Source organism: Arthrobacter sp. 01T414, assembly GCF_056398965.1.
Genome location: NZ_JBFTQK010000001.1, coordinates 472,109 through 490,191, shown reverse-complemented (window position 1 = coordinate 490,191; position 18,083 = coordinate 472,109). Strand labels below are relative to the sequence as shown.

Annotated in this window: 15 protein-coding genes; 5 read left to right on the top strand and 10 right to left on the bottom strand. The window is 67.5% G+C overall.

Annotated features, from left to right (window positions below; translation table 11 throughout):
- Positions 1–68 precede the first annotated feature (68 nt).
- The 6 genes from AC1DK9_RS02300 to paaA are packed head-to-tail and all read right to left on the bottom strand — an operon-like array spanning position 69 to position 4,957.
- Entirely contained in the window at positions 69–848 is a 780-nt protein-coding gene (locus tag AC1DK9_RS02300) for an enoyl-CoA hydratase/isomerase family protein (protein WP_476914882.1), read from the bottom strand.
- A gap of 23 nt (positions 849–871) precedes the next feature.
- Complete coding sequence (paaE, locus tag AC1DK9_RS02295) at positions 872–2,092, bottom strand: 1,2-phenylacetyl-CoA epoxidase subunit PaaE (protein ID WP_476914881.1); 1,221 nt, start codon at positions 2,090–2,092, stop codon at positions 872–874.
- Positions 2,093–2,107: 15 nt separating this feature from the next.
- Positions 2,108–2,677 (bottom strand): 1,2-phenylacetyl-CoA epoxidase subunit PaaD, encoded by a 570-nt coding sequence (gene paaD / locus AC1DK9_RS02290; protein WP_476862631.1) that lies wholly within the window; start codon positions 2,675–2,677, stop codon positions 2,108–2,110.
- Positions 2,678–2,688: 11 nt separating this feature from the next.
- A complete protein-coding gene (paaC, locus tag AC1DK9_RS02285; RefSeq protein ID WP_476914880.1) occupies positions 2,689–3,618 on the bottom strand; it encodes a 1,2-phenylacetyl-CoA epoxidase subunit PaaC in 930 nt (309 codons plus the stop codon).
- Positions 3,615–3,920 (bottom strand): 1,2-phenylacetyl-CoA epoxidase subunit PaaB, encoded by a 306-nt coding sequence (gene paaB, locus AC1DK9_RS02280; RefSeq protein WP_028265291.1) that lies wholly within the window; start codon positions 3,918–3,920, stop codon positions 3,615–3,617. The genes paaC and paaB overlap by 4 nt, the downstream gene beginning before the upstream one ends.
- Positions 3,917–4,957, bottom strand: a complete 1,041-nt coding sequence (gene paaA, locus AC1DK9_RS02275) for a 1,2-phenylacetyl-CoA epoxidase subunit PaaA (protein ID WP_476862521.1) — start codon at positions 4,955–4,957, stop codon at positions 3,917–3,919. The genes paaB and paaA overlap by 4 nt, the downstream gene beginning before the upstream one ends.
- Before the next feature lie 169 nt (positions 4,958–5,126).
- On the opposite strand from paaA, the gene AC1DK9_RS02270 reads away from it, so the two are divergent.
- Positions 5,127–6,188 carry an LCP family protein gene (locus AC1DK9_RS02270; RefSeq protein ID WP_476914879.1) on the top strand — a complete coding sequence of 354 codons (1,062 nt, stop codon included), beginning with the start codon at positions 5,127–5,129 and terminating at the stop codon, positions 6,186–6,188.
- Between the two features lie 41 nt (positions 6,189–6,229).
- On the opposite strand, the gene AC1DK9_RS02265 is transcribed toward AC1DK9_RS02270, so the two are convergent.
- On the bottom strand, positions 6,230–7,651 hold the full coding sequence (locus AC1DK9_RS02265; protein WP_476914878.1) for a sugar nucleotide-binding protein: 1,422 nt from the start codon (positions 7,649–7,651) through the stop codon (positions 6,230–6,232).
- Between the two features lie 3 nt (positions 7,652–7,654).
- Positions 7,655–8,653: a dTDP-glucose 4,6-dehydratase gene (gene rfbB / locus AC1DK9_RS02260; RefSeq protein ID WP_476914877.1), complete on the bottom strand. Its 999-nt coding sequence runs from the start codon at positions 8,651–8,653 to the stop codon at positions 7,655–7,657.
- A gap of 66 nt (positions 8,654–8,719) precedes the next feature.
- On the opposite strand from rfbB, the gene rfbA reads away from it, so the two are divergent.
- The 4 genes from rfbA (at position 8,720) to AC1DK9_RS02240 (ending at position 15,418) form a co-directional block, all read left to right on the top strand.
- Entirely contained in the window at positions 8,720–9,583 is an 864-nt protein-coding gene (gene rfbA, locus AC1DK9_RS02255) for a glucose-1-phosphate thymidylyltransferase RfbA (RefSeq protein ID WP_476914876.1), read from the top strand.
- Positions 9,584–9,654: 71 nt separating this feature from the next.
- On the top strand, positions 9,655–11,898 hold the full coding sequence (locus tag AC1DK9_RS02250) for a S9 family peptidase (protein ID WP_476914875.1): 2,244 nt from the start codon (positions 9,655–9,657) through the stop codon (positions 11,896–11,898).
- 219 nt (positions 11,899–12,117) lie between these two features.
- Positions 12,118–12,885: a peptidoglycan-binding protein gene (locus AC1DK9_RS02245; protein WP_476914874.1), complete on the top strand. Its 768-nt coding sequence runs from the start codon at positions 12,118–12,120 to the stop codon at positions 12,883–12,885.
- 7 nt (positions 12,886–12,892) lie between these two features.
- Positions 12,893–15,418 (top strand): hypothetical protein, encoded by a 2,526-nt coding sequence (locus tag AC1DK9_RS02240; RefSeq protein WP_476914873.1) that lies wholly within the window; start codon positions 12,893–12,895, stop codon positions 15,416–15,418.
- 847 nt (positions 15,419–16,265) lie between these two features.
- On the opposite strand, the gene AC1DK9_RS02235 is transcribed toward AC1DK9_RS02240, so the two are convergent.
- The gene (locus AC1DK9_RS02235; protein WP_476914872.1) at positions 16,266–16,838 is read right to left on the bottom strand and encodes a GNAT family N-acetyltransferase; all 573 of its coding nucleotides are present in this window, start codon (positions 16,836–16,838) and stop codon (positions 16,266–16,268) included.
- Positions 16,839–16,908: 70 nt separating this feature from the next.
- Positions 16,909–18,078, bottom strand: coding sequence for an acetate kinase (locus AC1DK9_RS02230; RefSeq protein WP_476914871.1), 1,170 nt, complete (start codon positions 18,076–18,078; stop codon positions 16,909–16,911).
- Positions 18,079–18,083: the final 5 nt, after the last annotated feature.

Genomic DNA, 18,083 nt, shown 5'->3' with positions numbered 1-18,083 from the left:
GCAAGGGCTAAGCATCAGCGGGGCTTGAACACGCAGAATTGCGGCGCCGCCAGGGGGCGAGCCCCGGGTTAGCCCTTGAAAACAGGCGTGCGCTTCTCCTGGAACGCGAGGAACCCCTCGGCGTAGTCTTCGCTCTTGCAGAGGCGGGCCTGTTCGGCGTTCTCCTCCTCCATCGCTTCCCAGAGGCCCAGGCGCTGGTCGCGGATGTGCGCCACCAATTCCTTGCTGGCGTTGAAAGCTCCGGTGGCGCCGGTGGCAACCTTGGCCACGATTGACCGGGTGTTCTCCAGCAGTTCCTCCGCGGGCATCGCGCGGCTGAAGAGCCCCTGCGCCACCGCCTCCGCACCGCTCATGAGCTCGGCCGTGTAGATCAGGTCCAGGGTGCGGTGCATCCCGAGCCGTTCGGTGAAGTACCAGTGCCCGCCGGAATCCAGCGTGGCCCCGAGCTTCGCGAAAGGGGATCCGAACTTCGCCGTGTCCGCGACGTACACGACGTCCGTGGCCAACAGCAGGCCGAGTCCCACGCCCAGGCATGCGCCCTGCGCTGCGGCGAAGGTGGGCGCCGGGAAGGAGCTCATCTTCTTCAGCAACGGCTGGACCAGCCCGCCCAGGTAGGCCTGGGCGTCGTCGTTCGCGGGGGTCACGCCGGCGATGTCCCTGCCCGCACAGAAGGCACGGCCCTCGCCGCGGAGCAGCAGTGCCCGCACCTCCCCGCGGGAGGCCGCCTCGGCGGCGTCGTCGTACGCCTGTGCCAGATCCTGGAGCGCCTGCTCGTCCAGCGAGTTCAGCTTCTGCGGCGCGTTCAGGACAACTTCAGCGATGCCGTCGGCGATGGTCAGGGAAATCATGCGGCTCCTTGGGTGGTGAAGGCTTAGACGTCGAAGTCGACGGTGACTTCGGCGGTGGTGGGGTGGGACTGGCAGGTCAGGACGTAGCCCTTGTCCAGTTCGTCCTGCTCCAGCGCGTAGTTCTCGTCCATCGTGACCGAGCCGCTGACCACTTTCGCGCGGCAGGTGCCGCAGACGCCGCCGGCGCAGGCGAAGGGCACGTCCGGGCGGACCCGCAGGGCCGCGTTGAGGATGGATTCGCGGGCGTGCGTGGGGCTCGCGACTTCGCCCTGGAGGCCGTCGAGCTTGAAGGTGATCTTGTACGTCTCCTTGGACTCGTCCGCGATCACGGGCCGGCCGATGTTGCCCTCGGGACGGTCCGGCTTGCCGGTGGTGAACAGTTCGAAGCGGATGTGGTCCGGCTCGACGCCACGTTCGGCCAGGGTGTCGCGGCACAGCTGGACGAGCTCGAACGGCCCGCAGAGGAACCATTCGTCGACGTCGTCCGCGTGGATCGCGGTGCCCAGCAGCGCCTGCAGCTTTTCGGCGTCGATCCGGCCGCTGAGCAGCGGGGCGATCCGCTGCTCACGGGACAGCACGTGGTGCAGCGCGAGCCTGGCCGGGTACTTGTCCTTGAGGTCCGCGAGTTCCTCGAGGAACATCACGTCCATGGCGGCCTTGTTGGCGTAGATGAGGTCGAAGCGGGTTTCCGGGTGGGCTGCGAGCAGCGTCCGGGCAATGGCGATCACGGGAGTGATGCCGGAGCCGGCGGCAATCGCGACGAACGCACCGGGCTCCCCCGCGAGCTCTTCCGGATGGTTCATCGAGTTCATCAGGTTCTGCTCTTTGCCGTCACGGCCGTGCTTGGACACGAACGCGCCCATCGGGCTCATGACGTCCAGGACGTCGCCGGCCTTGAGCTCGGCGTTGACCCAGGTGGAGAAGAGTCCGCCGAGGTCCTTCTTGACGGCCACGCGGATTTCGCTGCTGCCGTCCGCAAAGCTGCGCGGTTCGGCACAGATCGAGTAGCTGCGGCGGATCTCCTTCGGCTCACCGGACTCATCCGGCAGCGTGGTGCGCAGGGCGACGTACTGGCCGGGGAGGTAATCGAACTGGCCGGCGAGCTCAGCCGGAACGCCGAAGGTCACCTCGACCGCGTCGTCGGTGAGCCGGCGGACTTCGTTCACCGTCAGGGCGTGGAAGGACGCACGACGGCGGCCGGTGGCTGCGGCCGACTCGGCGGCGGTCTGGCGGACAACAGTCATGGAGGCACCTGTTCCTTACAAAACTTTGAAGTAGTCGAACGGTTCCTTGCAGTCCTGGCACACGTACAGCGCCTTGCAGGAAGTGGAACCGAAGCGGGTGAGTTCCTTGGTGTTCAGCGATGAACACTGCGGGCATTTAACGGCGAGGGACAGGCGGATCGGCCCGGCGTGCCGTACTGCGCTGGAATGGCCGGAGGGCGGGGCGATCCCGTACTCCTCCAGCTTGGCCTTGCCGGACTCGCTCATCCAGTCGGTGGTCCATGCCGGGGAGAGAACCATCTCGACGTCGACGATGGGGTAACCCTCCCGGTGGAAGGCGGTCTTGAGGTCGTCGCGGATGGCGTCCATGGCAGGGCAGCCCGAGTACGTGGGCGTGATGGTGACCTGCACTGCGGGAACCATCCCGCCGTCGTCGGCCTTCGGTTCCTTGGTCACCCGCACGTCGCGCAGAATCCCGAGGTCCGCGATGGTGAGGACCGGAATTTCCGGGTCGCAGACGGTGGCGGCGACGTCCCAGGCCTTCTGGTCCGCAGTCTTCTGCTCCCCCGGAGCTGTGGCGTCGGCGGTGGGGTGGCTGATGAACATGTCCGGCATGGCTACCAGCTCGCTCCGGGGAATTCGCGCGCCAGGACCTGCATCTCTGCGAGGAGGTAGCCCAGGTGCTCGGAGTGGAGTCCGCGGCGGCCGCCGCCCGGGGCGGGCTGGACCTGCGGTACGTCGAGTTCCGCTTCTGCGAGCACCGCGCCCGTGAGGCGGTCGAAGTCGGCCCGCAGGCTGGACGGCTCGACGGCGGCGCCGGACGCGCTGAGGCGGCCGGTGAGCTCATCGTCGCGGAAGAGTTCGTCGACGTAGGGCCAGATGACCTTGAAGCCGTGGATCATCCGCTGGCGGGACTCGTCCGTGCCCAGGGCCAGGCGCAGCACCCACTGGGCGCTGTGGTCGCGGTGGTAGTCCACTTCCTTGACGGCCTTCGCCGCGATGCCGGCGAGGGTGGCGTCGGTGGAGTCGACCAGCCGGCGGTACAGCTCGAACTGGTAGTAGCTCACGACGAATTGCCGGGCGATGGTGACGGCGAAGTCGCCGTTGGGCTGTTCGAACAGCTCCACGGAGCGGAATTCGTGCTCGCGGCGGAAGTACGCGAGCTCGTCCTCGCTCTTTCCGTCCAGGCCGCCGGCGTAGCTCAGGAGCGAGCGGGCGTGGCCCAGCTGGTCCAGCGCGATGTTGCCGAGGGCGATGTCCTCTTCGAGTTCCGGGGCGCGGGAGATCCAGTGGCCCAGGCGCTGGGCCAGGACCAGGGCGTCGTCGCCCAGCCGCAGGGCGAACTCGGCGACGTCCTCGCTGGGCTTGGCGGTACCGCGGCTGACTGCCAGGGCGATGTCCTCCGGGCGGAGGGCATTGCCCGGGGTGATCCGGGTGGCGCTGGCCGCGCCGTCGCCACCGGCTCCTGCACCGGTGACGCCAACGGAGATGTCCCCGTGGCCGCCGTCGTGGACGTTGGCTTCAGTCGTTGCTTCGGGAGTGCTCACAGGTGCTTCACGCCTTCACTCTTGGTGTAATACGTCGCGTGCCGGTAATCCTTGCCCTGCGGCGACTCGAAGAAGGAGCCCTTGGAGTCCGGGTCGGACGAGGCGATGGCGTCCGCGGGGACCACCCAGATGGAGACGCCTTCATTGCGGCGGGTGTAGAGGTCGCGCGCGTTGCGCAGCGCCATGGCGGCGTCGGGTGCATGCAGCGAGCCGGCATGCACGTGGGAGAGGCCGCGGCTGGAGCGGACGAAGACTTCCCAAATGGGCCAGACGTTGCCTGCGTGGGGTTCGGGGGTTGTCATGCCACTTCCTTCTCTGCGTGCTTTTTGGCCTGCTTTTCCGCGTAGGCAGCGGCTGCTTCGCGCACCCAGGCGCCGTTCTCGTGGGCTTCGCGGCGCCGTTCCAGACGCTGGGCGTTGCACGGCCCGCGGCCGGCCAGGACCTCGTGGAATTCATCCCAGTCCAGCGGCCCGTGCTCCCACTTCTTGGTTTCTTCGTTGAAACGGATGTCCTTGTCCGGGAGGGTGAGCCCCAGGACCTTGACCTGCTCCATCATCATGCCGACGAAGCGGTTGCGGAGCTCGTCGTTGCTGAAACGCTTGATGTTCCAGGCCATGGACTGCTTGGAGTTGGGGGAATCGTCGTCCGGCGGGCCGAACATCATCAGGGCCGGCGCGTACCAGCGGTTCACCGCGTCCTGGGCCATCTGCTTCTGCTCGGGGGTGCCGTTCGAGAGTTCCAGCAGGATTTCGAAGCCCTGCCGCTGGTGGAAGGACTCTTCCTTGCAGACGCGGACCATGGCGCGGCCGTAGGGGCCGAAGGAGGCCCGGCAGAGCGGCACCTGGTTGGCGATCGCGGCGCCGTCGACCATCCAGCCGATGGCACCCATGTCCGCCCAGGTCCGGGCCGGGTAATTGAAGATGGAGGAGTACTTGGCCTTGCCATCCATCAGGTCCTGCATCATCGCATCGCGCGGCTGGCCGAGGGTCTCGGCGGCGGAGTAGAGGTAGAGGCCGTGGCCGGCCTCGTCCTGGACCTTGGCCATCAGGATGGCCTTGCGCTTGAGGCTCGGGGCGCGGGAGATCCAGTTGGCTTCGGGCTGCATGCCGATGATCTCCGAGTGGGCGTGCTGTGAGATCTGGCGCAGCAGGGTCTTGCGGTAGGCCGGCGGCATCCAGTCACGGGGTTCGATCCGGGAGTCCTCGGCCATGACTTTGTCGAAATAGGCCTGCCCTTCGGCATCACGGCGGGCCGCGTCCTCGGGGCTCATTTCGTGCCGCGTTTCGTGCCGTGCCGGCGATGGCTCGGCGGGCACTGACTGCAGGGTCTGCGATGCCATGGTTGCTCCTATGCATTTCCGATAAATAATTACCGACCGTTCGTTCAGGATATGCGGAAGGCGGGAAGGGAGTCAAGCACCCCGGGCCCCGCGCGGCAGCCGACACGCGGGGCACCCGGCGGGCCGCAGTAGCCGGACCAGCCATACCCGCCGGTGATAATGTCCGGTCATGGCAACGCCGGAAGCAGCAGAACCACCAGCAGCACCACCCCCGCCACCGACGGGCCAGCGGCGCCGCCGGATCCTGTTCACCGCCCTGGGGCTGCTGCTGGCCGTCGGCATTGCCGCAGCGGCCTTCCTGATGGCACCACGGACGGAGAACGCGGCTCCGCCGCAGACCCCGACGGCGACGCCCAAGGCCACACCGAAGCCCACCCCCAAACCCGCCCCGCCGCCGGAGCCTCCGCCCACCGCGCTGAATATCCTGCTGGTCGGCAGCGACAGCCGGGACAACCAGCGGGCCGCGGCCGCGGCGGGCAAGCCGTCCAACCAACTGGCGGACAGCATCGTGTTCCTGCACATCCCCGCCAACCGGAAGCAGGCCTACGGCATCTCCCTGATGCGTGACCTGTGGGTGGATATCCCCGGCCACGGCCAGGCCAAGATCAACTCAAGCATGCTCATGGGCGGCCTCCCCTTGGTGACACGGACCGTCGAGTCCCTGCTGGGCCAGCACATCAATCACACCGTCATGGTCGATTTCCAGACTTTCGCCGCCCTGACTGACGCAGTCGGCGGCGTCGACGTCAACGTGAAGCTGCCCTTTGAGTCGACCATCGACCCGGGGGTCAGGTTTCCGGCCGGGGTCAACCGCCTCAACGGCGCCCGGGCCCTGGACTTCGTCCGCGAACGAAAGGCGTTCGTCGACGGCGATTACCAGCGCGTCCGCAATCAGCAGACCTTCCTCAAGGCCGTGCTGACCAAGGTCGTCAAGCAGGGCGCGACCGACCGCGCCACCGCCCGCAAGCTGGCAACCACCGCGCTGCCGCGCATCACGGTGACTCCGGGCCTGACCCTGGACGCCCTGGCCCGTCTGGCGTTCAGCTTCCACACCACCCCGGCCAACGGCGCCGTGTTCTTCACCCTGCCGACGGCGGGGGTCGGAACCAGCGCGGACGGACAATCGATCGTGCTCGAGGATCCCGCCGCCACCGCAGAGATCGCGGCAGCCCTCCGCGCGAACAAGATCAGCAACTACGTGGCCGCCCACAAACTGCAAAACGGCAACTGAAGCGGCTGGCCTCGGCCAGTCATAGCCAGTCCCAGCCGGCCCTAGCCAGCCAGGAAGTCGGCGAGGTAGCCGGACAGGGCCTTGTCCATGTTCCGCGGCCGGAATCCGGCCGCGTGAATCTTGTCCAACGACAGGACACTGTTGAGCGGGCGCGGCGCGGCGGCCTTCCCCTGGAAGTAGTCCTCGGTGCTGACCCCGGCGACTGCGTCCCGCGGCTTGCCGCACAATTCGTACACGTCCGCGGCGAGGTCCGCCCAGGACTTGGGCTCGCCGTCGTTGCTCAGGTTGTACGTCCCGTACTCCGCCCCGGACTCCAGCAGGTGGCGGATGCCGGCGGCGATATCCTCCGTGAAGCTGAGCCGGCCAATCTGGTCGTTGACCACCGAGGGCTCGATGCCGCGGCCCGCGAGGGATGCCATGGTGCGGACAAAGTTGTTTCCCTCGCCCACAACCCAGCTGGTCCGCACGATGTAGTGCTTCGGCACCACGCTGACGGCGACGTCCCCGGCGGCCTTGGTCTGTCCGTAGACCCCCAGCGGAGACAAGGGCTCGTCCTCGGCGTGCGCACCGCGGGTCCCGTCGAAAACGTAGTCCGAGGAGACGTGGACGAGCACCAGGTCGTGCTCGACGGCAGTCCGCGCCAGGCGCGCGACGGCGGTGGCGTTGACGGCCCACGCCGCGCAGCCGCCCTCGGCGGTCTCCGCCGCATCGACGGCAGTGTACGCGCCCGCGTTGATGATCGTGGAGTAGTTCTTCCAGTTCCGGGAGCTGAGCGCTTCCGCGCTGCCCAAATCGAAGTCCGCCCGACCGGCGAATTCAACCGAGGTGTCGCCGTCGTACGCCTTGCGCAGGGCCTTGCCGAGCTGGCCGTCGGCGCCGAGGACGAGGATTTTCTTCCTCCGCATCGGGGTGACGTCGGCGAGACGCGGGTGGGTTTTGTCCTTATCGGAGAGTTCGGCCTGGGCCAGGGGTATGGGCCACGCGATGGCTGCGGTCTCGTCGGCGAGGTTGAGGAACGTGTACTGGCCCTGGGCGTCCGCCGACCAGTGGTCGTTGACCAGGTAGGAGTACGCCGTGTTGTCCTCGAGCGTCTGGAAGGCGTTGCCCACACCGCGGGGAATGAAGATGGCCTGGCTGGCATCCAGCTCGGCGGTGAACACAGCCCCAAACGTGGGGCCCTCGCGCAGGTCCACCCAGGCACCGAAAATGCGCCCGGTGGCGACGGAAATGAACTTGTCCCACGGCTCCGCGTGGATGCCGCGGGTGGTTCCGGCCGATTCGTTGAACGAGATGTTGTTCTGAACCGGACGGAAGTCCGGCAGGCCCAGCGCCACCATCTTTTCCCGCTGCCAGTTCTCCTTGAACCATCCTCGGTTGTCACCGTGGACGGGGAGGTCGTAGAGGACGACGCCGGGGATCGGGGTGTTGCGGGCGGTGAGCTTCTTCGAGAACTCGATCGACATGCGCTACTGGCCCTGTTCCGTGTACTTGGCTTCCGTCGCGGCCTTTTGCGGACGCCACCAGTCCTCGTTGTTTCGGTACCAGTCGATGGTGTCCTCGATGCCGGTGTCGAAGTTGGAGAAGCGCGGCTCCCAGCCGAGTTCATCGCGAAGCTTGGAGGAGTCGATGGCGTAGCGCAGGTCGTGGCCGGGCCGGTCCACCACGTGGTCGTAGGCGTCCGGGGTCTGGCCCAGGTGCTTGAGAATGAGTTCGACGACGTCCTTGTTGTTCTTCTCGCCGTCGGCACCGATCAGGTAGGTCTCCCCGATCCGGCCCTTCGCGATGATTGCCAGGACGGCGGATGAGTGGTCATTGGCATGGATCCAGTCGCGGACGTTTTCGCCCTTGCCGTACAACTTGGGCCGGACGCCGTCGAGCACGTTGGTGATCTGCCGCGGGATGAACTTCTCCACGTGCTGGAACGGGCCGTAGTTGTTGGAGCAGTTGCTGATGGTCGCCCGCAGCCCGAACGACCGCACCCAGGCCCGGACCAGCAGGTCCGAGCCTGCCTTGGTGGAGGAATACGGGCTGGAGGGGTTGTACGGGGTGTCCTCGGTGAACCGCTCCGGATCGTCCAGCTCGAGGTCCCCGTAGACCTCGTCGGTGGAGATGTGGTGGAAACGCTTGTCGTGCTTCCGGGCGGCCTCGATCAGGGTGTACGTGCCGATGATGTTCGTGTCGAGGAACGGGCGCGGATCGTGCAGCGAGTTGTCGTTGTGGGATTCCGCGGCGTAGTGCACCACGACGTCGGCCTCCGCCACCAGCCCGTCAACCAGCGCCGCATCGCAAATGTCTCCCTGCACGAACTGGAACCGCTCCTGGGGCAGGTCGCTGAGCGACGCCAAATTGCCCGCGTAGGTGAGTTTGTCCAGCACCGTGACGTGATCGTCGGTGTTCTCGAGAACGTAGTGGACAAAATTGGAACCGATAAAGCCGGCGCCGCCGGTGACAAGAAGTCGCTGCATGCCCTCCATCGTTCCACAGCATGTCAGATTTGGTTGAACGTGAAAGCGCAGTGGAAGATTGGCCTCATGCGCGGAATTATCCTCGCCGGGGGGACCGGTTCAAGACTTCATCCAATTACCCTGGGCATCAGCAAACAGCTGGTCCCGGTTTATGACAAACCAATGATCTATTACCCGCTCTCCACGCTGATGCTGGCTGGAATTCGGGACATCCTGATCATCACCACCCCCCTCGACGGCGACCAGTTCGAGCGCCTGCTCGGTGACGGCAGCCGGTTCGGCGTCAACATCACCTACAAACAGCAGCCCTCCCCTGACGGGCTGGCCCAGGCGTTTGTACTGGGCGCCGAGCACATCGGCGACGGACCAGTCGCCTTGGTGCTGGGCGACAACATCTTCTACGGCCACGGCATGGGGACACAGCTGCGCCGCTTCGCGAACATCGACGGCGGCGCCGTCTTCGGCTACTGGGTTGCCGACCCGTCCTCGTACGGCGTCGTGGAGTTCGACGAGTCGGGCAAGGCTGTCTCGCTCGAAGAAAAGCCCGCGCAGCCCAAGAGCCACTACGCGGTGCCCGGGCTCTACTTCTACGACAATGACGTCGTGGACATCGCCCGCAACCTTAAGCCCTCTGCCCGCGGCGAGCTGGAAATTACCGACGTGAACCGCGTTTATTTGGAACGCGACAAACTCCAGGTGGAAATTCTTCCCCGCGGATCGGCGTGGCTGGATACGGGAACATTCGATTCGCTCAATGAGGCATCGGAATTCGTCCGCACGGTCCAGAAGCGCCAGGGCCTTTCCATCGGCTGCCCGGAGGAAATCGCGTGGCGGCTTGGATTCCTGGACGACTCCGAGCTCCGCGAGCGCGCCGAGCCGCTGGCCAAGAGCGGCTACGGGAGCTACCTGCTGGAGTTGCTGGCCCAGTAGTTTCCGCTTTGATCCCTCTACCGTAAGCCAAACGTGCGGGGCCGCCGCGGCGGCTCTATATATTGGTGAGCATGACTGAGATTCCCGCGACTCGTGGCCCGTCCGGCACCGTCGACCATTCCGCCGTAACCGCCCCCGTCGCCAAGAAGGTCCCGTCCCGCCGCACCCACCACGGCGACGTGTTCGAGGACAACTACGAGTGGCTGCGGGACAAGGAATCCGCCGAGGTCGTGGAACTCCTGAAGGCAGAGAACGCCTACCAGGAAGCAGTGACCGCCCACCAGGAACCGCTGCGCGAGGCCATCTTCCAGGAGATCAAGGGCCGCACCCAGGAGACCGACCTCTCGGTCCCGAACCGCAAGGACGGCTGGTGGTACTACACCCGCTCGGTCGAGGGCAAGGAATATGGCATCCAGTGCCGGGTCCGGGCGCAGGACAGCGGCGATCGCGTCGCTGACTGGACTCCGCCCGCCGTCGAGGTCGGTGTCGAAATTCCCGGCGAGGAAGTACTCCTGGACGGCAACGCGGAAGCTGAAGGCAAACCGTTCTTCGCCGTCGGCGGCTCCGCCGTGACCATCGACGGGAACCTGTACGCCTACGCCGTGGACAACGCCGGCGACGAGCGGTTCACTCTCCGGATCAAGGACCTGGGGACCGGCGACCTGCTGCCGGACGTAATCGAGAACGTCTTCTACGGCATCTCCTTCTCCCCTGACGGCAGCCGCATCTTCTACACCGTGGTCGACGCGTCCTGGCGCCCGTACCAGGTGAAGTCCCACGTCCTGGGCACGCCCGTCAGCGAGGACGAGGTGATCTACCAGGAGGACGACGTAGCCATGTGGCTCGGCTTCGAGCTCTCCGCGGACCGCCGGCACCTGGTCCTCGGCATCGGCTGCTCCGAGTTCAGTGAGACCCGGCTGCTGCGCTTCGATGACCCCGACGCCGCCCTCACCACCGTCATCTCCCGCGACGAACGGATCCTCTACGAGGCCGAACCGTTCCTGCTGGCCGGCCCGGGCGGCGAGAAGACCGAGACCATCCTGCTGACCCACAACAAGGACGCCATCAACTCGATGGTCTCGCTCGTGGACCCGGCCGAGCTCGCAAAGCCGGCCGCCGAGCAGCAGTGGCGGACCGTCGTCGCGCATTCCGACCAGGTACGCGTCAACGGAGCCGGCGTCACCTCCACCCACCTGGTGCTGTCCATCCGCAAGGACACGATCGAACGGGTCCAGGTCCTCCCGCTGGCGGGGCTCGGCACCCCGGACCAGGGCGCGCCCGTGGAGCCCGCYTTCGACGAGGAGCTGTACACCGCCGGGGTGGCCGGCTCCGACTACGAGGCGCCCGTAATCCGGATGGGGTACACCTCCTACTTCACGCCGTCGCGCGTCTACGACTTCGTTCTCCCGACGGCGGAGCAGCCGGCCGGTGAGCTGCTGCTGCGCAAGGAGAGCCCGGTGCTGGGCGGCTACTCGGCCGCCGACTATGTCGCCACCCGGGAATGGGCGGTGGCCTCCGACGGGACCCGGATCCCGCTCTCGGTGCTCCGGCACGCCTCGGTCTCCCGCGACTCCTCGGCGGCAGGCCTGGTCTACGGCTACGGCTCCTACGAAATGAGCATGGATCCGGGCTTCGGCATTCCCCGGCTCTCGCTGCTGGACCGCGGCATCGTGTTCGTGATCGCGCACGTGCGCGGCGGCGGCGAACTCGGCCGGCACTGGTACGACGACGGCAAGAAGCTGCACAAGAAGAACACCTTCACCGACTTCATTGCAGCCACCGACTGGCTGGCCGGATCCGGCTGGGTGGACCCGGCCCGGATCGCGGCGATGGGCGGCTCCGCGGGCGGCCTGCTGATGGGCGCCGTGGCGAACCTGGCGCCGGAGAAGTACGCGGCGATTGTCGCGGCCGTCCCCTTCGTGGATGCCCTGACCACCATCCTGGACCCGGAACTGCCGCTCTCGGCGCTGGAGTGGGAGGAGTGGGGAAACCCGATCACCGACCCGGATGTGTACGCCTACATGAAGTCCTACACCCCGTACGAGAACGTCCGGGCGGCGTCATACCCCAAGATCGCCGCGGTGACCTCGTTCAACGACACCCGGGTGCTGTACGTCGAACCGGCCAAGTGGGTGCAGCGGCTGCGCGAGGCGAACACGGGCAGCGAGCCGATCGTGATGAAGATCGAGATGGAGGGCGGCCACGGCGGCGCCTCCGGCCGCTACGTGCAGTGGAAGGAACGCGCCTGGGACTACGCCTTCGTCGCTGATTCCGTCGGCGCCACGGAGCTGCTGCCCGGCGCCGGCCTGAAGTAGCCCGATCTCGATCGATTGCTCCGTAACCGCCCTTTTGGACCCTCAAAACGGCGGCTACGGAGCAATCGATGGGTTACTCGATGGTTTCGTCGATGGTTTACCGGGCCGCCCGGGTACCCAAAATTGATCATCATGCTTACTATTGACCTGCACTAGGCACGTCGGTGGTGGTACTGCTCACTGGGGGCAGCAGCAACCGTGCCGGAATTGGAGTCAATCGTGAGCACCGAACAAGCAATGAACGGCCTGTCCGACGAGGAACTGATGGCAGAGAGCGCCACCGCCCTGCCGGACAAGGAAGTGGCGTCCGTATTGGATTTGAACGCCGACCTGAACCTCGGCATCGAAGCCGCGGCGCCGATCGACCTCGGCGTGGCAGCCAACGCCAACGTGGCCGCCCCGATCGACGCGGCCGCCTCGGCCAACGTCCTCTCCTTCGGCTCTGAGTCCCAGGCTCTTGCCGACCAGGGCACCATCATCAACCAAGGCGTCACGGGCGACGCCACCGCGCACTCCGTCCAGGACAGCGGCATTGACCAGGGCGGCACCACCGACGCCGGAACCGCCACCGACCCGGCCGCCGCACCCGCCACCACGGATCCGTCCTCCGCCGATCTCGCCGCGGGCGTGGATGCCGGCGCTGTTCCCACCGACGCCACGGGCGGAATCCTGCCCGACGGCACGGCTTCGGACCTGAGCGGCGCCACGGACGCGGTCGGAGCTGCCGGTGCTGCGGGTGCCCTGAACGGCAACCTGCTCAACGTCGACGTGAACCTGGATGCCAAAGCCGGCATCGCAGCACCCATCAACGGCGCGGTGGCTGCCAACGCCAACGTGGCGGCGCCGATCGACGCTGCCGTCGGCGCCAACATCGGCTCCATCGACAGCAACGCGTTCGCCGTCGCCCAGCAGGATGCCATCATCAACCAGGACATCCACGGCGATGCCACGGCTTCGGCCGACCAGCAGTCCGACCTGAAGCAGTAGCACCTAGATGAGCACTGTTGACGGAGGGCCGTCCGGACAGGACGGCCCTCCGGCCCTGTCTGCCGCCGGCAGCGCCGTGTCCGGAGCCCAAGCCGGCGCGCCCTACAGCGCCGACGGCGGCGTCCAGGCGTCCGCTGGTGCCGGCCACCCCGCGGCGTCCGCTGGCGCCGCCCAGCCCGCGGCGTCCGCTGGCGCCGGCCTCCCGGTGTCGTCGGCCGTGGCCGGAACGCTGCCGCCGCCGGCTTTGGCCGACGGCGTCCAGCTGATCGGCGAGACCAAGGGCTCCGGCTACAAGCAGGCCCCGTCCCTGGTCCGGCGCGCCGACGGACAGACCCTGCAACTGACCCGTCTGCTCTACCTGGTGCTCGAGGCCGTGGACGGCCGGCGGGGGCCCGAAGAGATCGCGGAGCTCGCGAGCGCTAAATCCGGCAAGCAGGTGAGCGCCGAAAACGTCCGAACGCTGATCGATTCCCAGTTGCTCCCGCTGGGCCTCCTGCGCCTGGCGGATGGCTCACAGCCCGAAGTCAAGAAGGCCAACCCGCTCCTGGGCATGCGCTTCCGGTATTCGGTCACAGATCCTGAACGCACTCGGAAACTCACCGCGCCCTTCGCCACACTGTTCAGCCCGCTGATCGTGGTGGCCGTGACCGCCGCCTTCCTCGCCACCTGCTGGTGGGTGCTGATGGTCAAGGGACTCGCCTCCGCCACCCATGAGGCCTTCGCCAACCCGGGCCTGGTGCTGCTGATCCTGCTGGTCACCGTGCTGTCGGCCGGCTTCCACGAATTCGGGCACGCCGCCGCCGCCCGCCGCGGCGGCGCAACACCGGGCGCCATGGGAACCGGCCTGTACCTCATGTGGCCGGCGTTCTATACCGACGTCACGGATTCATACCGGCTGGGCCGCGCCGGCCGGATCCGCACCGACCTGGGCGGCCTGTACTTCAACGCAATCGTCGCCGTGGCCATCATGGGCGTCTGGTGGGCCACCGGTTTCGACGCCCTGCTGCTGGTGGTGGTCACCCAGATCCTGCAGATGGTCCGGCAGCTCATGCCGATGGTCCGCTTCGATGGGTACCACATCCTGGCCGACGCCACCGGGGTCCCGGACCTGTTCCAGCGGATCAAGCCGACCCTGCTGGCCCTGATTCCCTGGCGTAAAGCCGATCCCGAGGCCCAGTTGCTGAAGCCCTGGGCGCGCGCGGTGGTCACTGTCTGGGTGCTCGTCACGGTGCCGCTGCTGGCGTTCAGCCTGGTCACGATGGTGCTGACCCTGCCCCGGGTCCTCGGCACCGCCTGGGACAACGGCTTCAAGCAGCAAGCCATGCTCTCCCACAGCGTGGCCTCCGGAAACTTTGCCGACGCCGCCGTGCGCGTGCTGGCCATCATCTGCATCGCGCTGCCGATCCTGGGCATCTTCTATATCCTGGTGCGCTTGGGCCGGCAGTTCGTGACCGGTCTCTGGCAACGGACGCGCGGCAAGGCACTGCAGCGCGGCGTCGCGATGGCCGCCATCCTGGCGGTCACGGCGGGTCTCGCGTGGGCTTGGTGGCCCGGAGCCGAGACCTACCGCCCGGTCCAGCCCTACGAACGAGGCACCCTCAGCGACATCACCACCACTGTCCTCCCTGCCTCCTCCGCCACGGCGCTGAAGGAGGGCCAGGCCGGCCGGACCGTGGCGCTCTGGCCTGCCGGGACGAAGAAACCCACCCGCGATGAACCACAGCTCAGCATGGTGCTGGTGCCCCGGGGGACGTCCGTCCCGACCGGTGGGTCCGGCGGCACTACGGCTGCGCCGTCCTGGGTTTTCCCGTTCGACAAACCGTCCGCGCCCGAGGAGGGCGGCAACCAATCGCTTGCGGTCAACACCACGGATGGCTCGGTAGTTTACGACGTCGCCTTCGCCTTGGTCTGGGCCGAGGATGGCGAGGACGTCCGCAACCGCAACGAGGCCTACGCCTTCGCCAGCTGCAAGGACTGCGCCGCCGTGGCGGTGGGTTTCCAGGTGGTGCTGATCGTGGGGCAGGCGGATGTGGTGGTTCCGGAGAACCTCTCCGCGGCAGCGAACTACAACTGCCTCCGCTGCCTCACCTACGCCCTGGCCAGCCAGCTGGTCCTCACGCTCGACGGGCCGCTGAGCCCGGAGGGGATGTCCCGGCTCAACGCGCTATGGCAGCAGATTGCGGACTACGGCCGGAACCTGCAGAACGTGCCGCTTTCCGAGATCCAGGGCAAGCTGAGCGGGTTCAAGGAACAGATCATGGAGATCGTCCGGACAGATCCCAGCGCCACACCGGGCGGGGACGGCACCCCAACGGCACCGGCAACGGCCTCCCCCGGGGCAACGCAATCACCGTCGCCCGGCGCCACGGACCAGCCCTCACCGGGTGAAACCGTGGTGCCTGCGCCGGCCGAAACGACCGCCCCGGAACCCACCCTGGCGCCCGAGCCCAGCCAGCCGGCCGGCGGCGCCGTCGAACCGGCCCCGGTCACGACGTCGGCCGCCCCCACGGACACTGCCCCGCCGGCACCGTAGGGGCCGGGCCGGGGCTGTAGGTGAGGCTGGGCCTGCAGGTCAGGCCGGCGCGAGGCAAGCCGGAGCGGGGGCGTATCCGGGACTGCAGGCCAGGCCGGAGCGCGGGCGTATCCGGGACTGCAGGCTAGACCGGAGCCCTACGCACAGGTCCGTTTGCCGAAGATGGCCGTTATGGAACTCCCATAGCGGCCATCTTTGGCAATTCACCGACGTCGTGGCCTCGCCGTCGGCGTCCCCCACAGCCCAGACAACCCGCCGGGTCCTCGCTGCGGAGCTCCCGGCACGACAGGCTCAGCGGGACTTCGGGCGCGTTGTGCCTACCGCATCGGAGGCTCCAGCCCAGTTACCTGCTGCCACGCTCCTGGCTAGCGGCAAGCAAACCGCGAGATTCCGGGCCCGGGCGGCGCCGAGGCAGGCTACGGACAGGAGTAACTGGGCAGGAGCGTACACCTCAGGTCCGGGTGGACTGCCCCGCGCAGGTCCGTTAGCCGAACATGGCCGCTCTGGAACTCCCATAGCGGCCATCATTGGCGATTCAACGAGCTCGTGGTCTCGCAGTCGACGACCGCCGCGGTCGGGGCAACCCGCCAGGCCCCCGCTGCGGATCTCGTGGCACGTTCTGCCTCCCGCACCGCGGCGTTCCAGCCCAGTTACCTGCTGCCACACTTCTGGATAGCGGCAAGAAACCGCGAGATTCCGGGCCCAGAGCGGCGCCGAGGCGGGCTGCGGGCCGGAGTAACTGGGCAGGAACGTACGGCTCAGGCCCAGGTGGACCGCCCCGCACCGCCGGACGGCTCAGGGCCCGCTGCAGATCTCCTGGCTGAGCAGGGCCGCCGACCCCCGACGCCTACCCCGGTTGCCGGGCCTGCCATTCCTCGGCGAGCAGCGCGTAAACCACCTCGGTGGCCCACTGTCCCTTGTAGTGCCACTTGTCCACCTGGGTGGATTCCAGCCGCATCCCGAGGCGTTCGCAGAGAGCTGCGGAGGCCGTATTCAGGGCATCCAGCTTGGCGTCAATCCGATGGAAGCGAAGGTCTTCGAAACCCAGCTTCAGCATCGCCGCGGCAGCCTCCGCCGCGTACCCTTTTCCACGGGCTTCCGGCGCCAGGCTCCAGCCGACCTCAGCCTGGCCGCAGCCCGGCAGCCACTTGAGCACCACTTCACCCAGCAGGCCCGGCGAATCCGCCGCCTCAATCGCCAGCGCCACCCAGTCGCCTTCCTTCTCGAATTCGAAGTTGGCGTACTTGCCCACGTATTCCATCGACTGGGTGTAGCTCTTGGCCTCCCGCGGCAGGAAGCGCGCGGTCTCGGGCAGCGAGTGGTAGGCGTGGAAGGCTTCCAGGTCCCCGGCCTCGAAGCGGCGCAGGATCAGTCGCTCGGTGCGGAGCGGCAGCTGGAAGGAGAGATTCAAGTCGGTCATCCCCCTAGCCTAGGACCCGCTCCCCCGAACCATTGCCCAGCGAGCGCCGTCCCGACCGGCGGAGGCGCTGCTACCGAGCAACCGAAGAGTGGGCGACGACGGCAGCGGTCGCCTCCGCGATCGCGCGTTCCTCGTCGGTGGGCACCACCAGCACCGGCATGGCCGACGCGGGCGTGGAAATCACGCGGGGTTCCTTGGAGCGCTCACGGTTCAACCCGGCGTCGAGCTCCACGCCGAGGGCACCGAGACGCTCGGTGACAAGGCTGCGGAACTGGTGCGAGTTTTCGCCGATCCCCGCCGTGAAGACGAGGGCCTTCGCGCCGCCGACGGCCACGTGGTAGCCGCCGATGTACTTCGAGAGCCGGTAGGATGCCACGGCGAGGGCCATGGCGGATTTGGCATCCCCGGCCTCGGCCGCCTCGACGACGGAACGCATGTCGTTGTTACCGGCGAGGCCCTTGAGCCCGGATTGGCGGTTGAGCATGGAATCGAGGTCCTCGGCGGACCAGCCCGCCCTGGCGAGGAAGACCAGGATCGAGGGATCCAGATCGCCCGAGCGGGTGCCCATCACAAGTCCCTCGAGCGGGGTGAAGCCCATCGACGTGTCGATGGACTCGCCGCCGCGGATGGCGGTAACCGAGGCGCCGTTGCCCAGGTGCGCGATCACGGCGTCGAACTCCTCCACCGGGACGTCCAGCAGGGCGGCGGCGCGGTGTGTCACGTACTCGTGCGAGGTGCCGTGGAAGCCGTAGCGCCGGATCCCGTGGTTCGTATAGAGCTCGTCCGGCACGGCGTAGCGCCAGGCGTGCTCGGGCAGACTGCGGTGGAAGGCGGTATCAAACACGGCGACCTGCTGCAGCTCCGGCCATTTCTTCGCGATCGCGCGGATGCCGAGCACGTTGGCCGGGTTGTGCAGCGGCGCCAGCGGGTTCAACCGCTCGATCGCGCGGGTGATCTCGTTGTTGACCAGGACCGGCTCGGCGAACCGCTCGCCGCCGTGCACCACGCGGTGGCCGACGGCGTCCAGCGGCCGGTCGCCCAGGGCCTCGTGGATCGCTCCGTCCACCTGTTCCAGGGCCTCCGCATGGTCGCGGGGGCCCTCGATCGCGCCGTCCCCTTCCCCGCCGTTGCCCATCCCGATCTTCTCAACCAGCCCCTCCGCGAGGACACTGCCCGCTTCGACGTCGCGGACCTGGAACTTGAGCGAGGACGAGCCTGAGTTGATGACGAGCACGAGCATGGGGC